Annotated in this window: 17 protein-coding genes; 6 read left to right on the top strand and 11 right to left on the bottom strand. The window is 61.7% G+C overall.

Annotation, left to right across the window (positions count from 1 at the left end):
- The 7 genes from GFM02_RS18460 to GFM02_RS18430 all read right to left on the bottom strand — a co-directional run bounded on the left by GFM02_RS18460 (window position 1) and on the right by GFM02_RS18430 (window position 7,567).
- On the bottom strand, window positions 1–1,482 hold the full coding sequence (locus GFM02_RS18460; RefSeq protein ID WP_168322379.1) for a mannitol dehydrogenase family protein: 1,482 nt from the start codon (window positions 1,480–1,482) through the stop codon (window positions 1–3).
- An 84-nt stretch (window positions 1,483–1,566) separates the two neighbouring features.
- Window positions 1,567–2,565, bottom strand: a complete 999-nt coding sequence (locus GFM02_RS18455; protein ID WP_168322378.1) for an ABC transporter ATP-binding protein — start codon at window positions 2,563–2,565, stop codon at window positions 1,567–1,569.
- An 18-nt stretch (window positions 2,566–2,583) separates the two neighbouring features.
- Window positions 2,584–3,414 (bottom strand): carbohydrate ABC transporter permease, encoded by an 831-nt coding sequence (locus tag GFM02_RS18450; RefSeq protein WP_168283060.1) that lies wholly within the window; start codon window positions 3,412–3,414, stop codon window positions 2,584–2,586.
- 1 nt (window position 3,415) lies between these two features.
- On the bottom strand, window positions 3,416–4,288 hold the full coding sequence (locus GFM02_RS18445; protein ID WP_168322377.1) for a carbohydrate ABC transporter permease: 873 nt from the start codon (window positions 4,286–4,288) through the stop codon (window positions 3,416–3,418).
- A gap of 139 nt (window positions 4,289–4,427) precedes the next feature.
- Window positions 4,428–5,738 (bottom strand): ABC transporter substrate-binding protein, encoded by a 1,311-nt coding sequence (locus GFM02_RS18440; RefSeq protein WP_168273008.1) that lies wholly within the window; start codon window positions 5,736–5,738, stop codon window positions 4,428–4,430.
- Window positions 5,739–5,884: 146 nt separating this feature from the next.
- Window positions 5,885–6,838 (bottom strand): sugar-binding transcriptional regulator, encoded by a 954-nt coding sequence (locus GFM02_RS18435; protein ID WP_168273009.1) that lies wholly within the window; start codon window positions 6,836–6,838, stop codon window positions 5,885–5,887.
- Between the two features lie 150 nt (window positions 6,839–6,988).
- Window positions 6,989–7,567 (bottom strand): exopolysaccharide biosynthesis protein, encoded by a 579-nt coding sequence (locus tag GFM02_RS18430; RefSeq protein ID WP_026265462.1) that lies wholly within the window; start codon window positions 7,565–7,567, stop codon window positions 6,989–6,991.
- 275 nt (window positions 7,568–7,842) lie between these two features.
- Here GFM02_RS18430 and GFM02_RS18425 point away from each other — a divergent pair, with 275 nt between their 5' ends.
- On the top strand, window positions 7,843–8,760 hold the full coding sequence (locus GFM02_RS18425) for an ROK family protein (protein WP_168273010.1): 918 nt from the start codon (window positions 7,843–7,845) through the stop codon (window positions 8,758–8,760).
- Here the strand turns inward: GFM02_RS18425 and GFM02_RS18420 are convergent.
- The 4 genes from GFM02_RS18420 to GFM02_RS18405 all read right to left on the bottom strand — a co-directional run bounded on the left by GFM02_RS18420 (window position 8,757) and on the right by GFM02_RS18405 (window position 15,818).
- Window positions 8,757–10,667: a beta-N-acetylhexosaminidase gene (locus GFM02_RS18420; protein ID WP_168322376.1), complete on the bottom strand. Its 1,911-nt coding sequence runs from the start codon at window positions 10,665–10,667 to the stop codon at window positions 8,757–8,759. The genes GFM02_RS18425 and GFM02_RS18420 overlap by 4 nt on opposite strands.
- A 180-nt stretch (window positions 10,668–10,847) precedes the next feature.
- Entirely contained in the window at window positions 10,848–13,994 is a 3,147-nt protein-coding gene (locus GFM02_RS18415; protein ID WP_168273260.1) for an efflux RND transporter permease subunit, read from the bottom strand.
- Between the two features lie 27 nt (window positions 13,995–14,021).
- Window positions 14,022–15,161 carry an efflux RND transporter periplasmic adaptor subunit gene (locus tag GFM02_RS18410; RefSeq protein ID WP_168273261.1) on the bottom strand — a complete coding sequence of 380 codons (1,140 nt, stop codon included), beginning with the start codon at window positions 15,159–15,161 and terminating at the stop codon, window positions 14,022–14,024.
- Window positions 15,162–15,209: 48 nt separating this feature from the next.
- A complete protein-coding gene (locus GFM02_RS18405) occupies window positions 15,210–15,818 on the bottom strand; it encodes a TetR family transcriptional regulator (protein ID WP_163883361.1) in 609 nt (202 codons plus the stop codon).
- Window positions 15,819–15,976: 158 nt separating this feature from the next.
- On the opposite strand from GFM02_RS18405, the gene GFM02_RS18400 reads away from it, so the two are divergent.
- From GFM02_RS18400 to GFM02_RS35590, 5 genes are all read left to right on the top strand, one after another.
- Entirely contained in the window at window positions 15,977–16,597 is a 621-nt protein-coding gene (locus GFM02_RS18400; RefSeq protein ID WP_246792294.1) for a MarR family winged helix-turn-helix transcriptional regulator, read from the top strand.
- A 38-nt stretch (window positions 16,598–16,635) separates the two neighbouring features.
- Complete coding sequence (locus tag GFM02_RS18395) at window positions 16,636–17,355, top strand: hypothetical protein (protein ID WP_168273262.1); 720 nt, start codon at window positions 16,636–16,638, stop codon at window positions 17,353–17,355.
- Between the two features lie 200 nt (window positions 17,356–17,555).
- Window positions 17,556–18,263 carry a glutamine amidotransferase gene (locus GFM02_RS18390; protein ID WP_168273263.1) on the top strand — a complete coding sequence of 236 codons (708 nt, stop codon included), beginning with the start codon at window positions 17,556–17,558 and terminating at the stop codon, window positions 18,261–18,263.
- A 131-nt stretch (window positions 18,264–18,394) separates the two neighbouring features.
- Window positions 18,395–18,856, top strand: coding sequence for an MOSC domain-containing protein (locus tag GFM02_RS18385; RefSeq protein WP_348643978.1), 462 nt, complete (start codon window positions 18,395–18,397; stop codon window positions 18,854–18,856).
- Window positions 18,756–18,962 (top strand): 3-alpha domain-containing protein, encoded by a 207-nt coding sequence (locus tag GFM02_RS35590; protein ID WP_348643977.1) that lies wholly within the window; start codon window positions 18,756–18,758, stop codon window positions 18,960–18,962. The genes GFM02_RS18385 and GFM02_RS35590 overlap by 101 nt, the downstream gene beginning before the upstream one ends.
- Window positions 18,963–18,998 lie beyond the last annotated feature (36 nt).

The following is an 18,998-nucleotide window of genomic DNA, read 5'->3' as shown; positions in this document are numbered from 1 at the left end:
TTACACTGCGAGCTTGCCGTCGAGATAGAGCTGCAGCGTCTCCCGCGTGCCTTTTTCCCACAGGGTTTTGAGAGCATGGGCGAAACGCTTGCGGAAAAGTTCGGATTTCGCCACTTCGCCGAAAATATCGTCGAAGACGAGGAAGGCCGACGGATCGTCCTTGGCTTTCAGCGCTGCCGCATGCAGGCGCTCTGCGCTCGCGTCGTTGACGACGATATCCTTGCCGCTATCGGTCTTGCCGGCGAAATAACGGCACCAGAGTGCTGAAACCAGCGCCAGACCGACGACGTCCCTGCCCTGACGCAGGTTGTCGAGCGTCGACGGCAGGATGAATTTCGGTTGGCGGTTCGAGCCGTCCTGCGCCAGCCGCGGAATGGTATCGGCAATCTTCGGATTGAGCAGGCGATGTTCGATCAGCGCGAAATAATCCGTCAGCGACGTGTTCGGCACCGGCGGCACGATCGGGATGATCTCGTCTTTCTCGAGTTTGGCGAGGAAGGCGCGGATCAACGGGTCTTCCATGGAATCATGAACGTAATGAATGTCCATCAACGCCGCCGGATAGGCGATCGCGGCATGTCCGCCGTTGAGGATGCGGATCTTCATATGCTCGTAAGGCGTGACATCGGCAACGAAGGTGACGCCGACCTTTTCCAGCGCCGGCCGGCCGGCGGTGAACTTATCCTCAAGCACCCATTGCTTGAATTCCTCGCAATAGACCGGCCAACTGTCCTCGATCTGGAAATTGTCCCTGAGGAAATCGATCTCGCGCTGGCTGGTCGCCGGCGTGATGCGGTCGACCATGGCGTTCGGGAAGGCGACATTCACCCGGATCCAGTCGGCAAAGGCGGGGTCCGAAAGTGCCGCCGTGCCGACGACGGCATTGGCGGTGACGATGCCATTATGGGGAATGTTGTCGCAGGACATGACGGTGAAGGGGCCGATGCCCTTGTCCTTGCGCGCCTTCAGGCCGGCAACGATCAGGCCGAACACCGTCTTCGGCGCGTTGGGGTTCTCTCCGTCTGCGGCAATGGCCGGATGGGCAGGATTGAACGTGCCTGATGCATCGATGAAATAACCGCCCTCGGTGATCGTCATCGAAACGATGCGGATCTCGGGATCGGCAAGCCTGGCGATGATCGCAACGGCATCGCCCACCGGCAGGATGTCGATCATCGGTGCGGTGACGCGCGCCGCCGTCTTGTTGTTGTCCTGTTCGACCACCGTCGTCAGAAAATCCTGCGCCGCAAGCTTTTCGCGCATCGCAACATCCGACGGCAGCACGCCGGCGCCGACGATCGCCCAGTCGTGATCCGTGCCGGCGTTGAAGAGATCGTCGAGATAGATCGCCTGATGGGCACGGTGGAAATTGCCGACGCCGAAGTGCACGATGCCGGCTTTCAGCGACGCCCTGTCATATCCAGGGATGGCAGCAGTGCGCGCCACATCCGAAAGCGTTGCCAGCGATAGTTTGCACGTCATGTTTCAGTCCTCTTGAAGGTCTTGCCGAGACGGCCGGGCGATATCGTCCGGCTCGCATGCCTGCCCCCAGCCCGGCCGCCTGCCTCAGATAGCAAGGCCGCCCTCGTTGAATTTGTGAATACGCGAACGGTCCGGCGTCAGGAAGACCGTATCGCCCGCTTTGGCGGCGAAATCGCCGCTTCCACGCGCCGTCAGCATGCCGATGCCCTCGGCATCGATATGCAGGAAGGTGTCGGAACCAAGATGTTCGGCGACCACGACCCTGCCCTTCCAATCGCCGCTCTCCATCGACAGCAGCACATGCTCGGGCCGGACGCCGATAGTATGAGCATTGAGCGCGGCGGCGTTTTGGCCGGTGATGAAGTTCATCTTCGGCGATCCGATGAAGCCGGCGACGAAGAGGTTGCGGGGACGGCTGTAGAGTTCGAGCGGCGATCCGACCTGCTCGATATTGCCCCGGTTCAGGACGACGATCTTGTCTGCCATGGTCATCGCCTCGACCTGATCGTGGGTGACGTAGACCATCGTCGTCTTCAACTGCTGATGCAACTCGCTGATTTCGAGGCGCATGTTGACGCGCAGCGCCGCATCGAGGTTCGACAGCGGTTCGTCGAACAGGAAGGCCGAAGGTTGGCGCACGATGGCGCGGCCGATCGCCACGCGCTGGCGCTGGCCGCCGGACAGCTGGCGCGGCTTGCGCTCGAGATAGTCGGTGAGATTAAGCACCCGGGCGGCATCGCTCACCTTGCGATCGATCTCCGCCTTGTCGATGCCGGCCATCTTCAGCGGGAAGGCGATGTTGTTGCGCACGCTCATGTGCGGATAAAGCGCATAGGACTGGAAGACCATGGCAAGGCCGCGCTCAGACGGCGCCTTTTCGGTGGCGTCCCGGCCGTCGATGACGATCTTGCCGCCGGAGACGTCCTCGAGCCCGGCGATCAGCCTGAGCAGCGTGGACTTGCCGCAGCCCGACGGGCCGACGAAGACGACGAACTCGCCGTCCTTGATGTCGAGATCGATCAAAGGGATGACCTTGGCTTCGCCGAAGACCTTGGAAACCTTCTGAAGGGTAATACTGCCCATGTTTCTCTCCCTTTTATGTTATTTCACAGCGCCGAAGGTCAGGCCGCGGACGAGTTGTTTCTGGCTGAACCAGCCAAGGATCAGGATCGGCGCGATCGCCATCGTCGATGCCGCCGAGAGCTTGGCGTAAAACAGGCCCTCGGGGCTGGAATAGGAGGCGATGAAGGCCGTCAGTGGTGCTGCCTTCGAGGCGGTGAGGTTGAGCGTCCAGAACGCCTCGTTCCAGGCAAGGATGATGTTCAAGAGCAGCGTCGAGGCAATGCCGGGCACCGCCATCGGCGTCAGCACGTAAACGATCTCCTTCATCAGCGACGCCCCATCCATGCGCGCCGCCTCGAGGATCTCGCCGGGGATTTCCTTGAAGTAGGTGTAGAGCATCCAGACGATGATCGGCAGGTTGATCAGCGTCAGCACGATCACCAGGCCGGTGCGCGTGTCGAGCAGGCCAAAATTGCGGAACATCAGATAGATCGGGATCATTGCGCCGACCGGCGGCATCATCTTGGTCGACAGCATCCACATCAGCACGTCCTTGGTCCGCTTGGTCGGCGAAAACGCCATCGCCCAGGCGGCCGGAATGGCGATGATCAGGCCGATCAGCGTCGAGCCGAAGGAGATGATCACCGAGTTCATGAAGTGGCTGAGATAGTTCGACCGGCTCTGCACCTCGGTATAGTTCTCCGTTGTCCAGTGGAAGAAGAGGAACTGCGGCGGCGAGGCGATGGCGTCGGCTTCCGACTTGAAGCTGGTGAGAAACGTCCACAGAATCGGGAAGAAGATCAGGATGCCGAGCGTCCAGGCGATCGCGGTGACGATGAGCTTGCGCTTGGTTGTGACTTTTCTGGCCATCTCAAGCCTCCAGATTCTTGCCGACGAGGCGCACGAGGAAGATCGCGACGATATTGGCGAGGATAACAGCCACGATCCCACCGGCCGATGCCCCGCCGATATCGAACTGCAGTAGCGCCTGGGCATAGACGAGGTAGGTGAGGTTGGTACTGTCGGTGCCCGGCCCGCCATTGGTGGTGACGAGGATTTCGGCAAAGACCGAAAGCAGGAAGATCGTCTGGATCAGGATCACCACGGTGATGGCACGCGCCATGTGCGGCAGGATGATGTAGATGAATTTCGAGATCGGCCCGGCGCCGTCCATCTCGGAGGCTTCCTTCTGCTCCTCGTCGAGCGACTGCAGCGCCGTCAGCATGATGAGGGTGGCAAACGGCAGCCACTGCCAGGCGACGATCAGAATGACGGAAAACAGCGGCGCATTCGCCAGCCAGTCGATCGGCTGCAGGCCGATCGCCTTGGCAAGATGGGCAAACAACCCGTTGACCGGGTTCATGAACATGTTCTTCCAGACGAGTGCTGCCACCGTCGGCATGACGAAGAACGGGGCGATCACCAGGATGCGCACGATGCCCTGGCCGTACATCGGCTGGTCGAGCAGCAGCGCAAAGGCGATGCCGCCGATGACGGTGATCAACAACACGCCGGCGACAAGCAGCAGCGTGTTGATCAGCGCGGCGAAGAAGGCCGGATCCGTCAGGAAGTACTGATAATTTAGAAAACCGACGAAGCTTTCCATGCCGGGGCTGAGCAAATTGTAGTTCAGCAGCGAGAAATAGATCGTCATCGCCAGCGGGACGATCATCCATGCAAAGAGCAGCAGCACGGAGGGCGCGATCATCAGGCGCGCGGAGGAGCGGGTATGTAAGGTTGCCATGGCAATCACCGATCTGGACTGAAGCGGGGAGCGGCCGCAAGGCAGCTTTGTCTGGAAAAAAGCGGCCGCCGATGCAGTTCGGGCAATCGGCGGCCCAGAGAGGCGGATTGTCAAGGATCCGCCTCTTGCTCAGGAGGCTTTATTTAATGTAGCCGGCCTTGGTCATTTCGCGGGTGGCCAGCTGCTGTGCGCTCTGCAATGCCTGGTCGACCGAAAGCTGGCCGGCAAGAGCTGCCGAGAACTGCTGACCGATCGCCGTGCCGATGCCCTGGAATTCCGGGATTGCCACGAACTGGACGCCGACATAAGGGACCGGCTTGACGGTCGGTTTGCTTGGATCGGCCGAGTTGATCGAGTCGATCGTCGTCTTGGCGAAGGGAGCCGCCTTCTGGTATTCCGCATTCGCATAGAGCGAGGCGCGGGTGCCCGGAGGTGCGTTCAGCCAGCCGTCCTTCTCGGCGACGAGGTTGGTGTAATCCTTGCTCGTCGCCCAGGCGACGAACTTCTCGGCGGCTTCGGCCTTCTGCGAACCTGCCGGGATGGCAAGGCTCCAGGCCCACAGCCAGTTGCCGCGTTTGCCGAGACCCTTGTCGGGAGCCAGCGCAAAGCCGACCTTGTCGGCGACGGTCGATTCCTTCGGGTTGCTGACGAAGGACGCAGCGACGGTGGCATCGATCCACATGCCGCACTTGCCGGTCTGGAAGAGCGCCAGGTTCTCGTTGAAGCCGTTGGAGGAAGCGCCCGGAGGGCCGGCATCCTTCATCAGCTTGACGTAGAAGTCGAGCGTGTCCTTCCATTCGGGCTGGTCGAACTGCGGCTTCCAGCTTTCGTCGAACCAGCGGGCACCGAAGGAGTTGGACATCGCCGTCAGGAAGGCCATGTTCTCGCCCCAGCCGGCCTTGCCGCGCAGGCAGATACCGTAAACTTCCTTGTCCTTGTTGGTGATCTTGCGGGCAGCGTCGGCAATGAAGTCCCAGGTCGGGGCGTCCGGCATCTTCAGGCCGGCAGCGTCGAACAGGTCCTTACGGTACATGACCATCGAGCTTTCGCCGTAAAACGGCGCCGCATAAAGCTTGCCGTCCATGGTCAGGCCACTGCGGATCGCCGGCAGCAGGTCGTCGACGTCGTAATTGGCGCCGAGATTGTCGAGCGGCACCAGCCAGCCCTGCTTTGCCCAGATCGGAACTTCATAAGTGCCGATCGTCAAGACGTCGTACTGGCCACCCTTGGTCGCGATGTCGGTCGTGACCTTCTGGCGCAGTACGTTCTCTTCCAGGGTTACCCATTCAAGGTCGATACCGGGATTCTTCGCCTTGAAATCATCCGTCAGCTTCTGCATCCGGATCATGTCGCCGTTATTCACGGTCGCAATCGTCAGCGTTTCGGCCGAAGCCATACCGGCAAACGCCAGTGCTGAGCAGGCGCCCAGCAGAAAAGTTCTCAATGTCATAATCTTCCTCCCAGAAGATGGGGTGTGAGCATTCGCTTCGCTCATGGGCAATTACTCAACAAACAACAGAGAATGTCAATCGACAATCGTTGCTGCGATGCCGAAGGCGATAGTCATCCATTTGATTTTATTAGAATATTTTTTGCTCAATTCCTGAGCAAAAACTCAGCAGTCTCTTCGTCGGTGATCAAAGCATTGATTTGATGGCCGACAACGGCCGCCCTGATCGCCTTGAATTTGCGCTTGCCCTTGGCAAGCCCAATGACCATCGATGCGTCGCGGGACGGGATCGGCGCCGACGCGACGCGTTCGTTGATCGGGTTGTCGATCAACCTGCCGTCGACATCGAAGATCCAGCCGCAGATTTCGCCGACAGCGCCCCCGCGCATCAGCTCCATCATCTCATCCTTCTCCAGAAAACCGTCGACGCAGAGCGGCCCATCGATGCCGAGCTCGCCGATGCCGACGAAGGTGACATCGGCTTGCGCGCTCATGTTAAGCGTCGAGCGCACCAGCTGTTGGCCATGCAGCAGCTCCCGCTCCTCGGCCGAGGTGACGAGCACCGGCAACGGCATCGGATAGTGCCGCGCCTTCACGGCGTCGGCCATGCTGAAAATGACGTTGTAATAGGCCGCCGATCCGTCCGGGGCGATATTGCCGGTCAGCGAAACGATGCGATGATTGGGACATTCGATCGCCGGCAGCTGGTCGACGGCCGCCTTCAGCGTGCGGCCGGTGCCAATGGCAAGCACGATCGGCTCGGCCCGTTTCAGCCATCGCTCGATCTCGGACGCGGCCGCCTCGGCGATACCGACCGTCGTCGACGACGACGCGGGATCGCTCGGCACCACCTCCACATGTTTCAGCCCGAATTTCCGCCGCAGCTGACTGCCGAGCTCCAGGCAGGCGGCGATCGGATGATCGAGCCGCACCTTGATCAAGCGCTCGGCGACCGCCAGCGACACCAGCCGCTGCGCCGATTGCCGCGAGATGCCCATCGCAGCGGCGATTTCATCCTGCGTACGCCCGGCGACGTAATAGAGCCAGCCGGCACGCGCCGCATCGTCGAGCCGTGCAGGGGTCTCGGATCTTTTTACCATCTACTGCCTACCGCGCAAAATGAGCCGGCGTGCCGCCGCCGAACGTGATTTAAGTCTGTATCACGCCAGATCAAAACAAAATTCCGGCAAATGTCGAGCCTGTTGCAAAGAGGTCGGCCAAATAATCGCCATCACCCAAGCAAACTCCGTTTAGGCAAACCATTGTACGACGAGATAGATCGCCGCCTTCACGAGACCGTAAATCACCCCGCCGGCAACGACGAGCGACACGGCCGTCATCACAAAGCCGATGAGTGCGAAGAGCCCGTCACGGCCCAAGATCCCGAACGCGAAGACCGAGATCGTGAGCGCCGGCAGGATATTGCCGAGCGGGACCGGCAGCAGCAGCACGATCGACAGCAGCAGGCATGCCGCCCCGGCAAGATATTCCGCCGGCGGTTCGGCGAAGATCGCAAGCCTCGGCTTCAGCATGCGCTCGGCCCAGGCGAGCCAGCGGTGGATGCGGCCGACGATGGTCTCGAAATCCTCCCGCCGCATCGAACGGTCGGCAATCACCTTCGGAAGCCAAGGTTTCAGCCCGAAGGTCAGCTGCGCTGCCAGGAAGACCAAGGGCGCGCCAAGCACGGCAGAAGTGCCGGGCGGAGTGGGAAAAGCGTTCGGCAATGCGAAGATCAGCATCAACGCGCTGATCGCCCTGTCGCCCATCGTTTCGAACAGATCGCCGATCGAGATCCGCTCGCGGCTCTGGTCGGCGGCCATCTGCCGCAGGATGGATGAGAGGCGACGGCCTTTGGGACGTGGTCTTCGGCTTCTGCGTCTGTCGGTGTCGGCGTTTTCGATCGTCATGGGTCCGGGAACTGATGGAAGTCTAGGGTCGAATTCTGGCGATGCAATATGCCATTTGAATGACTTGCCGGGTTAGAAATTGGGCTGCCACACGACACGACCCTAAACCCGACGACACCGCAGCCGAATGAAGGCTTGAAATTCCCCGCCAACAGTGCGAGCAGACGCTCGAAGACCAGAAAAACGGCAGGGTGGCAATGATCATTTCATTCGACATCGGCGGCACCGCCATCAAGGGCGGCATCGCCCGCTCCGAGACAGACATCCTTCCCCTCGGCCGCCGCCCGACGCCCAGGGATGATTTTGCCGCTTTCGTCGAGACCCTGCGCGGCATCATCGCCGAGACCGGTGAGCAGCCGAGCCGCATCGTCCTTTCCATCGCCGGCGTCGTCGATCCCGATACGCAGCGCCTGATCTGCGCCAACATTCCCTGCATCCACGAACGCACGCTTGGCGCCGACCTCGAAGCCGAGCTCGGCCTGCCGGTGCTGATCGCCAACGACGCCGACTGTTTCGCGATGGCCGAAGCCGGTCTCGGCGCTGGCCGCGGCCACCGCATCGTCTTCGGCGCCATCCTCGGTACCGGCGTCGGCGGCGGCCTGGTTGCCGACGGACGCCTCGTCAATGAGGCCGGCGGCTTTGCCGGCGAATGGGGTCACGGGCCGATCATCGCATCTGCGGCAGGCAATCCGCCCGTCGCCATTCCCGCCTATGCCTGCGGCTGCGGCCAGAGGGGCTGCGTCGACACCGTCGGCGGCGCCCGCGGCCTGGAGCGCCTGCACAAGACGCTGCACGATCTCGACCTTGCCAGCGAGGAGATCATCGCCCAGTGGCGCCATGGAGAGGAGAAGGCGGCCCGGACGATCGACGTCTATATCGATCTCGTCGCCTCGCCCTTAGCGCTGACGATCAACATCACCGGCGCGACCATCGTGCCGGTCGGCGGCGGGCTTTCCAATGTCGAGCCACTGCTTGCCGAGCTCGACCACGCCGTGCGCGCCCGCATCCTGCGCAAGTTCGATCGCCCGCTGGTGGTGCGCAGCGAATGCCGCATCGAACCCGGCCTGATCGGCGCGGCGCTTTTGGGACTGAAGGCGGAAGCAGCGGCTCCTTAAAGTGTCGGCCACATCCGTACGATCGCGGCGAACCGATCCCAGTCCTTGCGCACCAGGGGCGTCCAGGCAGCCTCGGCGATTGCCGGGAGCCGCGGAAAAACCAACCGGTTGAAATAGGCGCGGGACAGGAAGTTCTCGGTCCAGATACAGGCCTGGATGCCGCGCATCTTCTCCTTTAGCGCCTCCGGCAGCTCGCCCTCAGCCTCGTAAGCGTAGGTGTGTTCCGGCGGCGCGTAGCCCGCCCAGCTGGCGCCCGGCTCGGCCCAGGCTTCTGCCTGCGCCATGTCGAGATAATAGGCTTGCCCGGGTGTCATCACCACGTCGTAACCTTGCTGCGCGAGCTCGATGCCGACGGCGGGCTTTTCCCAGGCCATCAACAGCGTGCCGTCGCGATCGACGCCGCCGCCGTGCGAGACCTCGTTCCAGCCGGCGAGTTTCCTGCCGCGCTCCGACAGCATGGCTTTGATACGTTTCAGGAAATAGGATTGCAGCTCGGCGGTGCCGGCCAGTTTCTCCCGCTCCATCAGTGCCTTGCAGAGCGGCGAGGCAAGCCAGGAGCCATGCGCCACTTCGTCGCCGCCGATATGGAGATATTCGCCGGGAAACAGCCTCACCATCTCGTCGAACACCTTGCCGAGAAATTCATAGGTGAATTCCACCGCCGGATTGAGGGCGTTGTTCGGATAACCCTGCGCCGAGCGGTAACTGTCCGGCGCCTCCTGCCCGTCGACAAGCTCGGGCAGCGACAACAGCGTCGCCATGCTGTGGCCCGGAATATCGATTTCCGGCACCACCTCGATATGCAGCGAGGCGGCATGCGCAACGATCCGCCTGGTGTCCTCCTGGGTGTAATGGCCGGAGCGCGTTTGCGCCCCATCGCCGAGCTGCGGCACCAGCTCTTCATCCGGCCCGCGCTGAGCACCGATGTCAGTCAGCGCGGGATAGGCCTTGATCTCCAGCCGCCACGCTTCGTCATCCGTCAGATGCCAGTGGAAGATGTTGAGCTTGTTCCAAGCGAGAATATCGATCAGCCGCACGACGTCTGCCACCGGATAGAATTGCCTGGACACATCGAGATGGCAGCCGCGCCAGTCATAACGCGGCTGGTCGGCGATCGTGCCGAAATTGGGGAATTTGAAGCGCTCTCGATCGGCGCGGGCGCCGTGCAGCAGTTGCGCCAGGCTGATCAGCCCGTAATGCCGCCCGGCCGCATCCGCACTCGAAAGCACGATCTCATGCGCGGTAAAACGCAATTCGTAAGCAAAGGCGGCGATCGACGATTCGGTGACGAAACGAATGGCCCGCCCGCCTTCGACAGCACTGAGGGAAAACGGCATATTGTCGGCCGGATAAAGCCGCTGGTAAAGCGCAAGAACCAGCGAGAGCGCCTTGACCGCATCAGGCCGCGTCCGCTCGGCCGGATAAAGGACGACCGGCAGCTCTCCCGCCTTCAGCCCGAGCGCCAGCGGCCAAGGCAGCAGCGAATAAGGTTCCTCGGCCCGGCCCGGCGGCAGAAGCGGCGGCGCCACGCCACCATCCCGGCCTTCGAGCATGAGATCGCCGAAACCAACAGGAACGTGGCGTCCGTCGCCAAGTGTCAGATAGGCCGATTTGACGCCCGATGTCATATGTTTCGGCGCCCTGGTCAGCCCCTCGACGCTGAACCGCCAGCGCCCGCCGGGCGGCACGCTCAGGTCTTGGGGCGGCAGGAATTCGTGGAAATGCGCGACCTGTCGCTTGAGGCTGCCGCCGTCGCAGACATGTTTGTCGGCAACCCGCGTCTCTGACGTATAGGCGAGCAAGAAGCCGGACAGCGGCTCGGTCGAAAGATTGAAAAGCGTGAAGGTGAGGCGCCCGAAACTGCCCTCGATCGGGCTCCAGCTTGCTTCCAGATGGTAATCGGCCATGGTCGTGCGCTGCCTCGTCGCTGAGGCCGGGATCGCGGTTGGTCTCCCGGCATGCTTTCGCAGCTTAGCTTTTTCGAGGCGGCAATGGAATCGGCGCGCAACTCCAAGACGGCAGCGACGCGCTTTGATGAGGAAGCTTTGACCTGCAAGGAAAACGGCGCGGCTTTCGCCGCGCCGTCCTCACTCTGCTGCCAACGCCGGCGGACGTCTGTCATCCGCCTCTTCCTGGATGGCGTCGGCATGCTGGCCTGGCTCGTCCTTTGTCTTCGGCTCGCGGCCGAAGAAAAGGGCGTAACCGGCGGGCAGAACCAGAATGGTAAGCACGGTCGCAACCAGGATGCCGCCCATCATCGCGTAGGCGAGCGGACCCCAGAAGACACCGCGCGAGATCGGGATCAGCGCCAGCACGGCGGTCAGCGCCGTCAGCATGATCGGCCGGAAACGCCGCACGGCCGCGCCGACGATCGCCTCCTGCCGGTGCATGCCGGCCTTGATATCCTGGTCGATCTGGTCGACCAGGATGATCGAATTGCGCATGATGATGCCGAGCAGCGCGATGACGCCGAGGATCGCCACGAAGCCGAAGGGCGCGCCGCTGATCAGCAATGCGGCCGCCGCACCGATGATCCCGAGCGGACCGGTGGCGAGCACCAGCATCGCCTTGCCGAAATGCTGCAGCTGCACCATCAGCAGCACGATGATGACGGCGAGCATGATCGGCGCCTTGGCGGCGATCGACATCTGGCTTTCCGCCGCGTCCTCGGCGCCGCCCTGGATTTCGACATTGTAGCCGGCAGGCAGGCTGTCGCGCAGGTCCTTCATGTCGGCATACATCTTCATCACCACGTCGTTCGCCTGCACATCGTCAGGCAGCGTGGCGCGCACGGTGATCGTCGGCAGGCGGTTGCGCCGCCATTCGATGCCCTGCTCTATGACGGGCACGACCTTGGCAACCTGCGAGACCGGCACGAAGCCGCCGAAATCCGTCGGCACATAGACCGAGTTGACCGCTGACAACAGCGAACGGCTGGCATCCGGCTCGCGGGCGACGATCGAGACCGTCTCCTCGCCGTCGCGGAAGTCGTCGAGCGCAGTGCCCGACATGGCGGTCTGCAGCATCTGGCGCACGCGCTGCGAGGTGACGCCGAGTGCCCGGGCGCGGTCCTGGTCGATCACCAGCTTCATCCCCGGCACCTCTTCCAGCCAGTCGTCATGGATGGCGCCGAGCATCGGATTGGCCTGGAAGCGCGCCTTTACCTGATCGGCGATCTCCCTGACTTCCTGGCGGTCAGGCCCCATGACGCGCATCTGCACCGGCCAGCCGGTCGGCGGACCGAGGAAGAGGCGGTCGACCTTGCCGCGAATGTCGGGGAAGTCTTCCGCAAGGATCGTCCGCAGCTTGACGATCAGCCGCTCGCGTGCCGGTTCGTCATTGGCCATGACGAGCAGCTGGGCGAAGTTCGGATTGCGCAACTGCTGGTCGAGCGGCAGGAAGAAGCGCGGCGCGCCTTCGCCGATATAGGTAGCGATGAACCGCTTGTCGGGATCATCCATCATCTTGGCTTCGAGCGCCTTTGCCTGTACCTCGACTTCCTTGATGCTGGTGCCCTCGGGCAGCCAGAGATCGACGAGGATTTCCGGCCGCGATGATTGCGGGAAGAAATTCTGCGGAATGAACTGGAAGGCCCAAAGGCTAGTAACGAAGGTGCCGAGCGTCAGCAGCAGCACGATGACCCGGTGGCGCACCGCCCAGCCGACCGTGCCGCGCAGCCGGCGGTAGAAGCCGGTGTCGAAGGCATCGTGATGCTCGCCGGCGTGATGGCGCTGCTTGAGGATCATATAGCCGAGCCACGGCGTGAAGTAGACCGCGACGAACCACGAGGTGACAAGCGCGATGCCGACGACATAGAACAGCGACCGCACATATTCGCCGGCCGTCGAGGCGGCGAAGCCGACGGGAATGAAGCCGGCCGTGGTGATCAGCGTGCCCGTCAGCATTGGGAAGGCGGTCGAGGAATAGGCAAAGCTTGCCGCTTCGATCTTGACGAGCCCCTCCTCCAGCTTTCGCTCCATCATCTCGACGACGATCATCGCATCGTCGACGAGCAGGCCGAGCGCGATGATCAGCGCGCCGAGCGAGATGCGCTGCAGGTCGATGCCGAGTTCGTACATCAGCGCAAAAGTGGCGGCGAGCACCAGCGGAATGGCGATGGCGATGACGAGGCCCGATCGCCAGCCGATCGACACGAACGAGACGACCAGCACGATGATGAGAGCTTCGCCGAGCGCATGCATGAATTCGCTGACCGCATCCGTCACCACGTCGGGCTGGTTGGCGATCTGATCGACGGCGACGCCGTAGGGCAGCGCCTCCTCGAAGCGCTGATACGTCGCCTCCACGCCCTTGCCGACATCGGTCACATTGAAGCCCTTGGCCATCACCACGCCGACCTGAACGCTGTCGTGGCCGTTGAAACGGTACTTGCGCTGGTAGGGATCTTCGAGACCGGAACTGACGGTGGCGATATCGCCAAGGCGCGTCACCTGGCCGCCGGCGCGAAGGCGTAGTTCGCGGATATCGGCCGCCTTCTTCACGTCGCCTTCGACCGATATGCGCACCGAGCGCAGGCCGGTATCGACCGAGCCGGCCGGATCGACATTGTTCTGGCCCTTGATGGCGTTCTGCAGATCGAGGATCGTCAGGCCGCGCTCGGCGAGCGCCTTCGACGAGACGTCGATATAGATCTTCTCAGGCTGGTCGCCGATGATGACGGCTTTCTCGACGCCCGGCGTCGTCAGCAGCATGTCGCGCGCCTGGATCGCGAATTTCTTCAGTTCCGGGTAGGAATAGCCGTCGCCGCTGATCGAATGCAGCGTGATGAAGGTGTCGCCGAACTCGTCGTTGAAATAGGGGCCGAGCAGGCCCTGCGGCAGCTCGCTGGAGATGTCGCCGACCTTCTTGCGCACCTGATAGAAGGCATCGGCCACTTCTTCCGAATTCGTGTCTCCCTTGACCTGCAGGGTGATGATCGCGCTGCCTGCTCGCGTATAGGACTTGACCCAGTCGATATGCGGCGTTTCCTGCAGCTTGCGCTCGATCTTGTTGACGACCTGATCTTCCATTTCCTGAATGGAAGCACCTGGCCAGATCGCCTGAACGACCATGACGCGGAAGGTGAATTCGGGATCCTCGCGCTGGCCCATGCGCATCAGCCCGAGCACGCCGGTGATGATGATCAGCCCGAAGAGGAAGCGGGCGATGCTCGGATGTCCGATCGCCCAGCGCGACAGATTGAAGGGCCGCTTTTCGTTGGTGGTGGCGTCCATGGTCTTGTTCCCTATCCTATGGCGCGTTCAGCGGACGGTCTGGTCCGTGGCAGCCAGGGCCGACTGCTGGTCCGGCACCTTCACCTTCAGGTTTTCGCTCATGAACTGCGTGCCGGCCGAAACGACGAGATCGCCGGTATCGAGACCCTCGGTCACATGCACGCCATCTCCGGTGAAATCGGCGACCTTGATGTCGCGGCCATGCACGGTCGCCGTGTCGCGGTCGACGGTCCAGACCATCTGCTTGCCGTCCTTTTCAGCCAGTGCGCTGAGCGGGATCGAGACATAGCTGTTGCCATTGCTGACGTCGGCCTCGATCGTCGCCGTCATGCCGAGCAAGACGAGCGGATCGTTCGGCAGGCTCACGCGGACCGCAAAGGTACGCGACTGCTGGTCGGCGCTTCCGGAAACCTCGCGCACCTTGCCGTCGAGCACCAGCCTGTCGTCGGCCCAGAAGCTTGCCTTGACTGTCTTGCCCGGCTTGAATTCGGCAATGTCATTTTCCGGAACGGCGATCTGCACTTCCTTTTCGCCGTCGACGGCAACGGCGACGACGGGAGTGCCCGACGCAACGACCTGGCCGACATCGGCATTGATCATCGTGACAATCCCGTTGTGATCGGCCTTCAGCTCCGCATAACTTACTTGGTTCTTCGCCTGATCGAGCGCCGAGACGGCGGCATCGCGGCTTGAAACGGCCTGATCGTAACTGAGCGACGCTTGCTCCAGCTGGGATTTCGGCGAAACATTCTTGTCGAACAGCTGCTGATTGCGCTTGTTCACGAGATCGGCGGTTTCCACGCCTTTTTCAGCGGCTGCGAGATTGGCTTCCGCCGTCTTGACCGCCAGCTGGTAATCGGTGGAGTCCATCCGAGCGAGCACGTCGCCCGGCTTCACCTTGTCGCCGATATCGACGAGGCGTTCGGTGATCTTGCCGGCGACGCGAAATCCGAGGTTCATTTCCGTACGCGCCTTGACCGAGCCCGAATAGTCGAGCTTGCGGGTGTCGCCGGCCTTGGCGATCTCGACGACCTTCACCGGCCGGATGACTTGCTTGACCTCAGCCTTCTCTTCCGAGCAGGCGGAAACGCCGATGCCGATGGCGCCGAAGAGCATGAGACTGGCGACGGACGGCATGCGATGGCTGAGCGTCTTGAGCGAAAACATCTTTCGCACTCCTGGATCGTTTGGGGTTTCGGTGGCGGCTGCCGTCCATTATTTCTTCAGCGCCCTGATCACATAACTGATCAGCTCGTCGACGCTTGCGCGGTTCGTTTTGGCAAGACATTGCGCCACCATTTGCGGATGGCAGAGAGTGTTCGTCGCAGCACCAAAGCAGCGCGAGGCAACCACCGGGTCCTGCTCGGCGAATTCCCCGGCTGCAATGCCTTCGGCGATAATTTCGGCAATGAGATCATGAACACGATCCATATGCTTTTCGATAACATGCCAGTCGCGCTCGATGGCGACCACGATCATCTCGTGCACCTTCATCTCATCCAGCATCAGATCGAGCGTCAACTGATGCTGGGTCTCGACATAGCGGCGCAGCCGCTCGCTGGCACTGATCGGCTGATGGCGAATGTCGTAGGCAATTTGATAAGCGGTGGCGAGCATGCGCCCGCAGAGCGCCTGGTGAATTTCGACTTTGGAGGCGAAGAAACGATAAATATTGGCTGGCGACATGCCGAGATCGCGGGCAATGTCGGCCACCGTCGTCTTGCTGTAGCCATAGTGCCGAAACAGCCGCTCGGCCGCGTCGAGAATGCGGGTCACATTCTCCTGCCGCGTGACGTCGAGCGTATTTTCCGCAATGTCGTTCATGAGTTTCGATACCTCGAGTTACGACTGACGATTTGTGAATTTCGTCAGTCGTAAAATATCAGACGTCATTTGTCAACGTCTCGCCATTTTCATTCAACTCATCTTGAATATTTAGGAGTCCTATGTATATTGGGCGCATGGAAACGCCGAAGAACCCTTTGTCTCTAAACTACCGCATCCGCGAGGGCCTCTCGCGCCTGGCGATGGCAATGCGCGTCGACGAATGGGAGAGAGCAAAGGCGATCGGCCTCAACCCCACCCAGCTGGCGATCCTGACGCTGCTGGAAGGGCGCAAAGGCGGGCTTGACGTCAAGGAGATCGCCGCCCATCTCGGCGTCTCTCAGCCGACCGCGACGGATTCGATCAACGCGCTTGGAAAGAAAGGGCATGTGGAGAAGCGGGCGGGACAAGGTGACCGCCGCTCGATCGGGGTCCACCTGACCCCGGCTGGCCTCGCTGCACTCCGGCACGATACGGAAGGCCAGCTCGCCGAGCAGGCAATTGGCTCCCTCGATGACGGCGAGCAGCAGCAATTGCTGATCACGCTGGTGAAGATGATCCGCCACCTTCAGGAAAAGGATGCGATCCCGGTCCAGCGGATGTGCGTGACCTGCCGGTACTTTGCCCCCTTCGTCCATGCGGATGAGGAAAGGCCTCATCACTGTCATTTCGTGAACGCGTCGTTCGGCCAGCGGGAGCTCCGTGTCGATTGCCGCGACCACGAACTAGCCGATCCCTCTTCCCGGGCTGCCACCTGGGAAACATTCGAAACGGGATAATTCAGACCCTCCAGGCAAAACGAAAGGAAGACAAGCCAATGCTTCGGAAACTATTGACCGGGACGCTCGTCGTCGCCGGAACGGCCTTGCCGTATCTTGAAACAGCCTATGCGCATTCCGTTGAAGCCGCACCGAACGAGGTTGTCCAGGCGTCCTTCGACATCGTCGAAACGAAGATCACCACGAAGGGCGATACCGCCCTGTTCACCACGTGGGTGCGCGGCGAGGCGGGCAAGGACAAGCCCGATGCAACGGGCAAGTTCGAGGGCTCCAGCGTCTATGCCTATGTCTGGCCGACGACCCTCGACAGCGGCGAAATCGGCTTTGAGAAAAGCCAGGGCATCGTCGCTCTCGCCGTGACCTTCCATCCCGATTTCGACGATGCCGCGAACGGCGGCAAGAACAAGCACGTCTGGCATCCGCATTGGGTGGTGCTGGCAAAAGACGAGGCCTGCGGCGCCGGTCTGAAGGTGATCGACATTCCCGATGGAGCAAAACCCAAAGTGCCGAAGACATGGCCGGGCGTACCGCTCCTGATCGACAGCCCGGACTATCCGACGAATTTCAAGGGCGACACCGTCGACGTCGAGATACCCCTGTCGCTGATCAACGGCATCAAGGGAGCGTCCTTCGACGGCGTGACAGCAGGCCTCAAGGTCAATGGCAACCTGCATGCGCCGCTGCTCTGCGTCAGTAATGTCTTCAAGGTCGCTTCCGGCAATCTGAGCCTTCCCGGCAAGGTCGAGCCGGCCAAGTAATCGCCGAGCCGGTTCGCCGACTGCCATCGACGAACCGGCATTCTCCCCTCCAGGCGAATGAAGAGAAAGAACATGAACAGAATTACCCTCATTGATCGCACATGCGCAACAGGTAGCGCTGGCGGGCGATGCCGGCGGATCAAGGGCGCACAAGACAGACGCGAGCTATCGGCGCCGTCAACGGGCCTTCGGAGGCAAGCATGAACAAGACGGCTCTCATCCTGCGTCATGTGCACTTTGAAGACCTGGGATCCTTCGCTGAACCCTTGACGGCCTCCGGATACACGATCCGCTACAGCGATGTCGGCGACATGGATTTCTGCAAAGGCGATCCGTGCTCGCCTGACCTCCTGATCATCCTTGGCGGCCCGATCGGCGTTTATGACGGCGCCTACCCGTTTCTCGGCACCGAAATGGACTTCGTTCGCGCACGTCTGTCGGCCGGGCTGCCGACGCTCGGCATTTGCCTTGGTGCGCAATTGATCGCAGCCGCCCTCGGAGAGAGGGTCTTTCCCACAGGCATCAAGGAGATCGGCTTTTCCAAGCTGGCGTTGACCGAGGCAGGGCGATCGAGCCCCCTCAGGCGCCTCAAGGATGTCGCCGTCCTGCATTGGCATGGAGATACCTATTCGCTTCCGCTCGGAGCAGTAGACCTCGCCTCTTCCGATCTCGTGGAGCAGCAGGCTTTCTCGATCGGTTCGAACATTCTCGGATTGCAGTTTCATCCCGAAGCGGAGACCGATAAGAGATTCGAGCGGTGGCTGGTCGGCCATGCGGTCGAACTCGCAACCGCGAAGGTCAATCCCTCCTCACTGAGGCAGGATGCACGGAAATATGGACCGCGTCTTAGAGAGGCCGCGCGGCTGATGCTCCGTGATTGGCTTGACGGGCTGGAGGCTCGCTCATGACGGTCTTGCCGCTTCTCAGTCTTCGGGTCGGGCCGGTCGCACCGCTTGGAGCCCGTGGAACCCCAAGCGGGATTGCGAAATTCGAGGTTCAGCGGGCAGTCGAGCTTTCGCAGACAGGTTTCAGCGGAGACATGCAGGGCGACACCGCAAAACACGGCGGCCCTGAAAAGGCAGTGCACCACTATCCCCATGAACACTACGCCGAATGGGCGCAAGACATCGGGCAGCACCCGTTGTTGTCTTCGCCAGGTGCGTTCGGTGAGAACCTCTCCACCGCCGGCCTCACCGAAAACGACGTGGCGATCGGCGATGTTTTCAGGCTGGGATCGGCCATCGTCGAAGTCAGCCAGGGCCGGCAACCCTGCTGGCGCCTGAACGAGCGCTTCGGCAGGAAGACGATGGCGCGCGACGTGCAATCATCGGGGCGAACGGGATGGTATTATCGCGTGCTGCAGCCCGGCAACGTCGAGCCCAGGAACGGTCTGACGCTGGTTGAGCGATCCACGCCGGAGTGGAGCATCGCCCGCATCTGGCGGATATTTTTACATCGATCCGTTCAATCGCGACGAACTCGCCGGGATAGCGGCGCTTGATCGCCTGGCTTCAAGCTGGCGCGACTATGCTGCTCGCCGGCTCCAAAGCGGGAGAATCGAGGATTGGGCGAAACGCCTCGAGGGCCATGAGGCAGCAGGAGACTGAAAGTGCCGCGACGCAGAAGCGCGCGGCACTCCGTTG

The sequence above is a fragment of the Rhizobium leguminosarum bv. viciae genome, assembly GCF_012276115.1.
Lineage (GTDB): Bacteria > Pseudomonadota > Alphaproteobacteria > Rhizobiales > Rhizobiaceae > Rhizobium > Rhizobium leguminosarum_T.
Note: the sequence above shows the minus strand (reverse complement) of the source record. Positions and strands in the feature narration are given on the sequence as shown.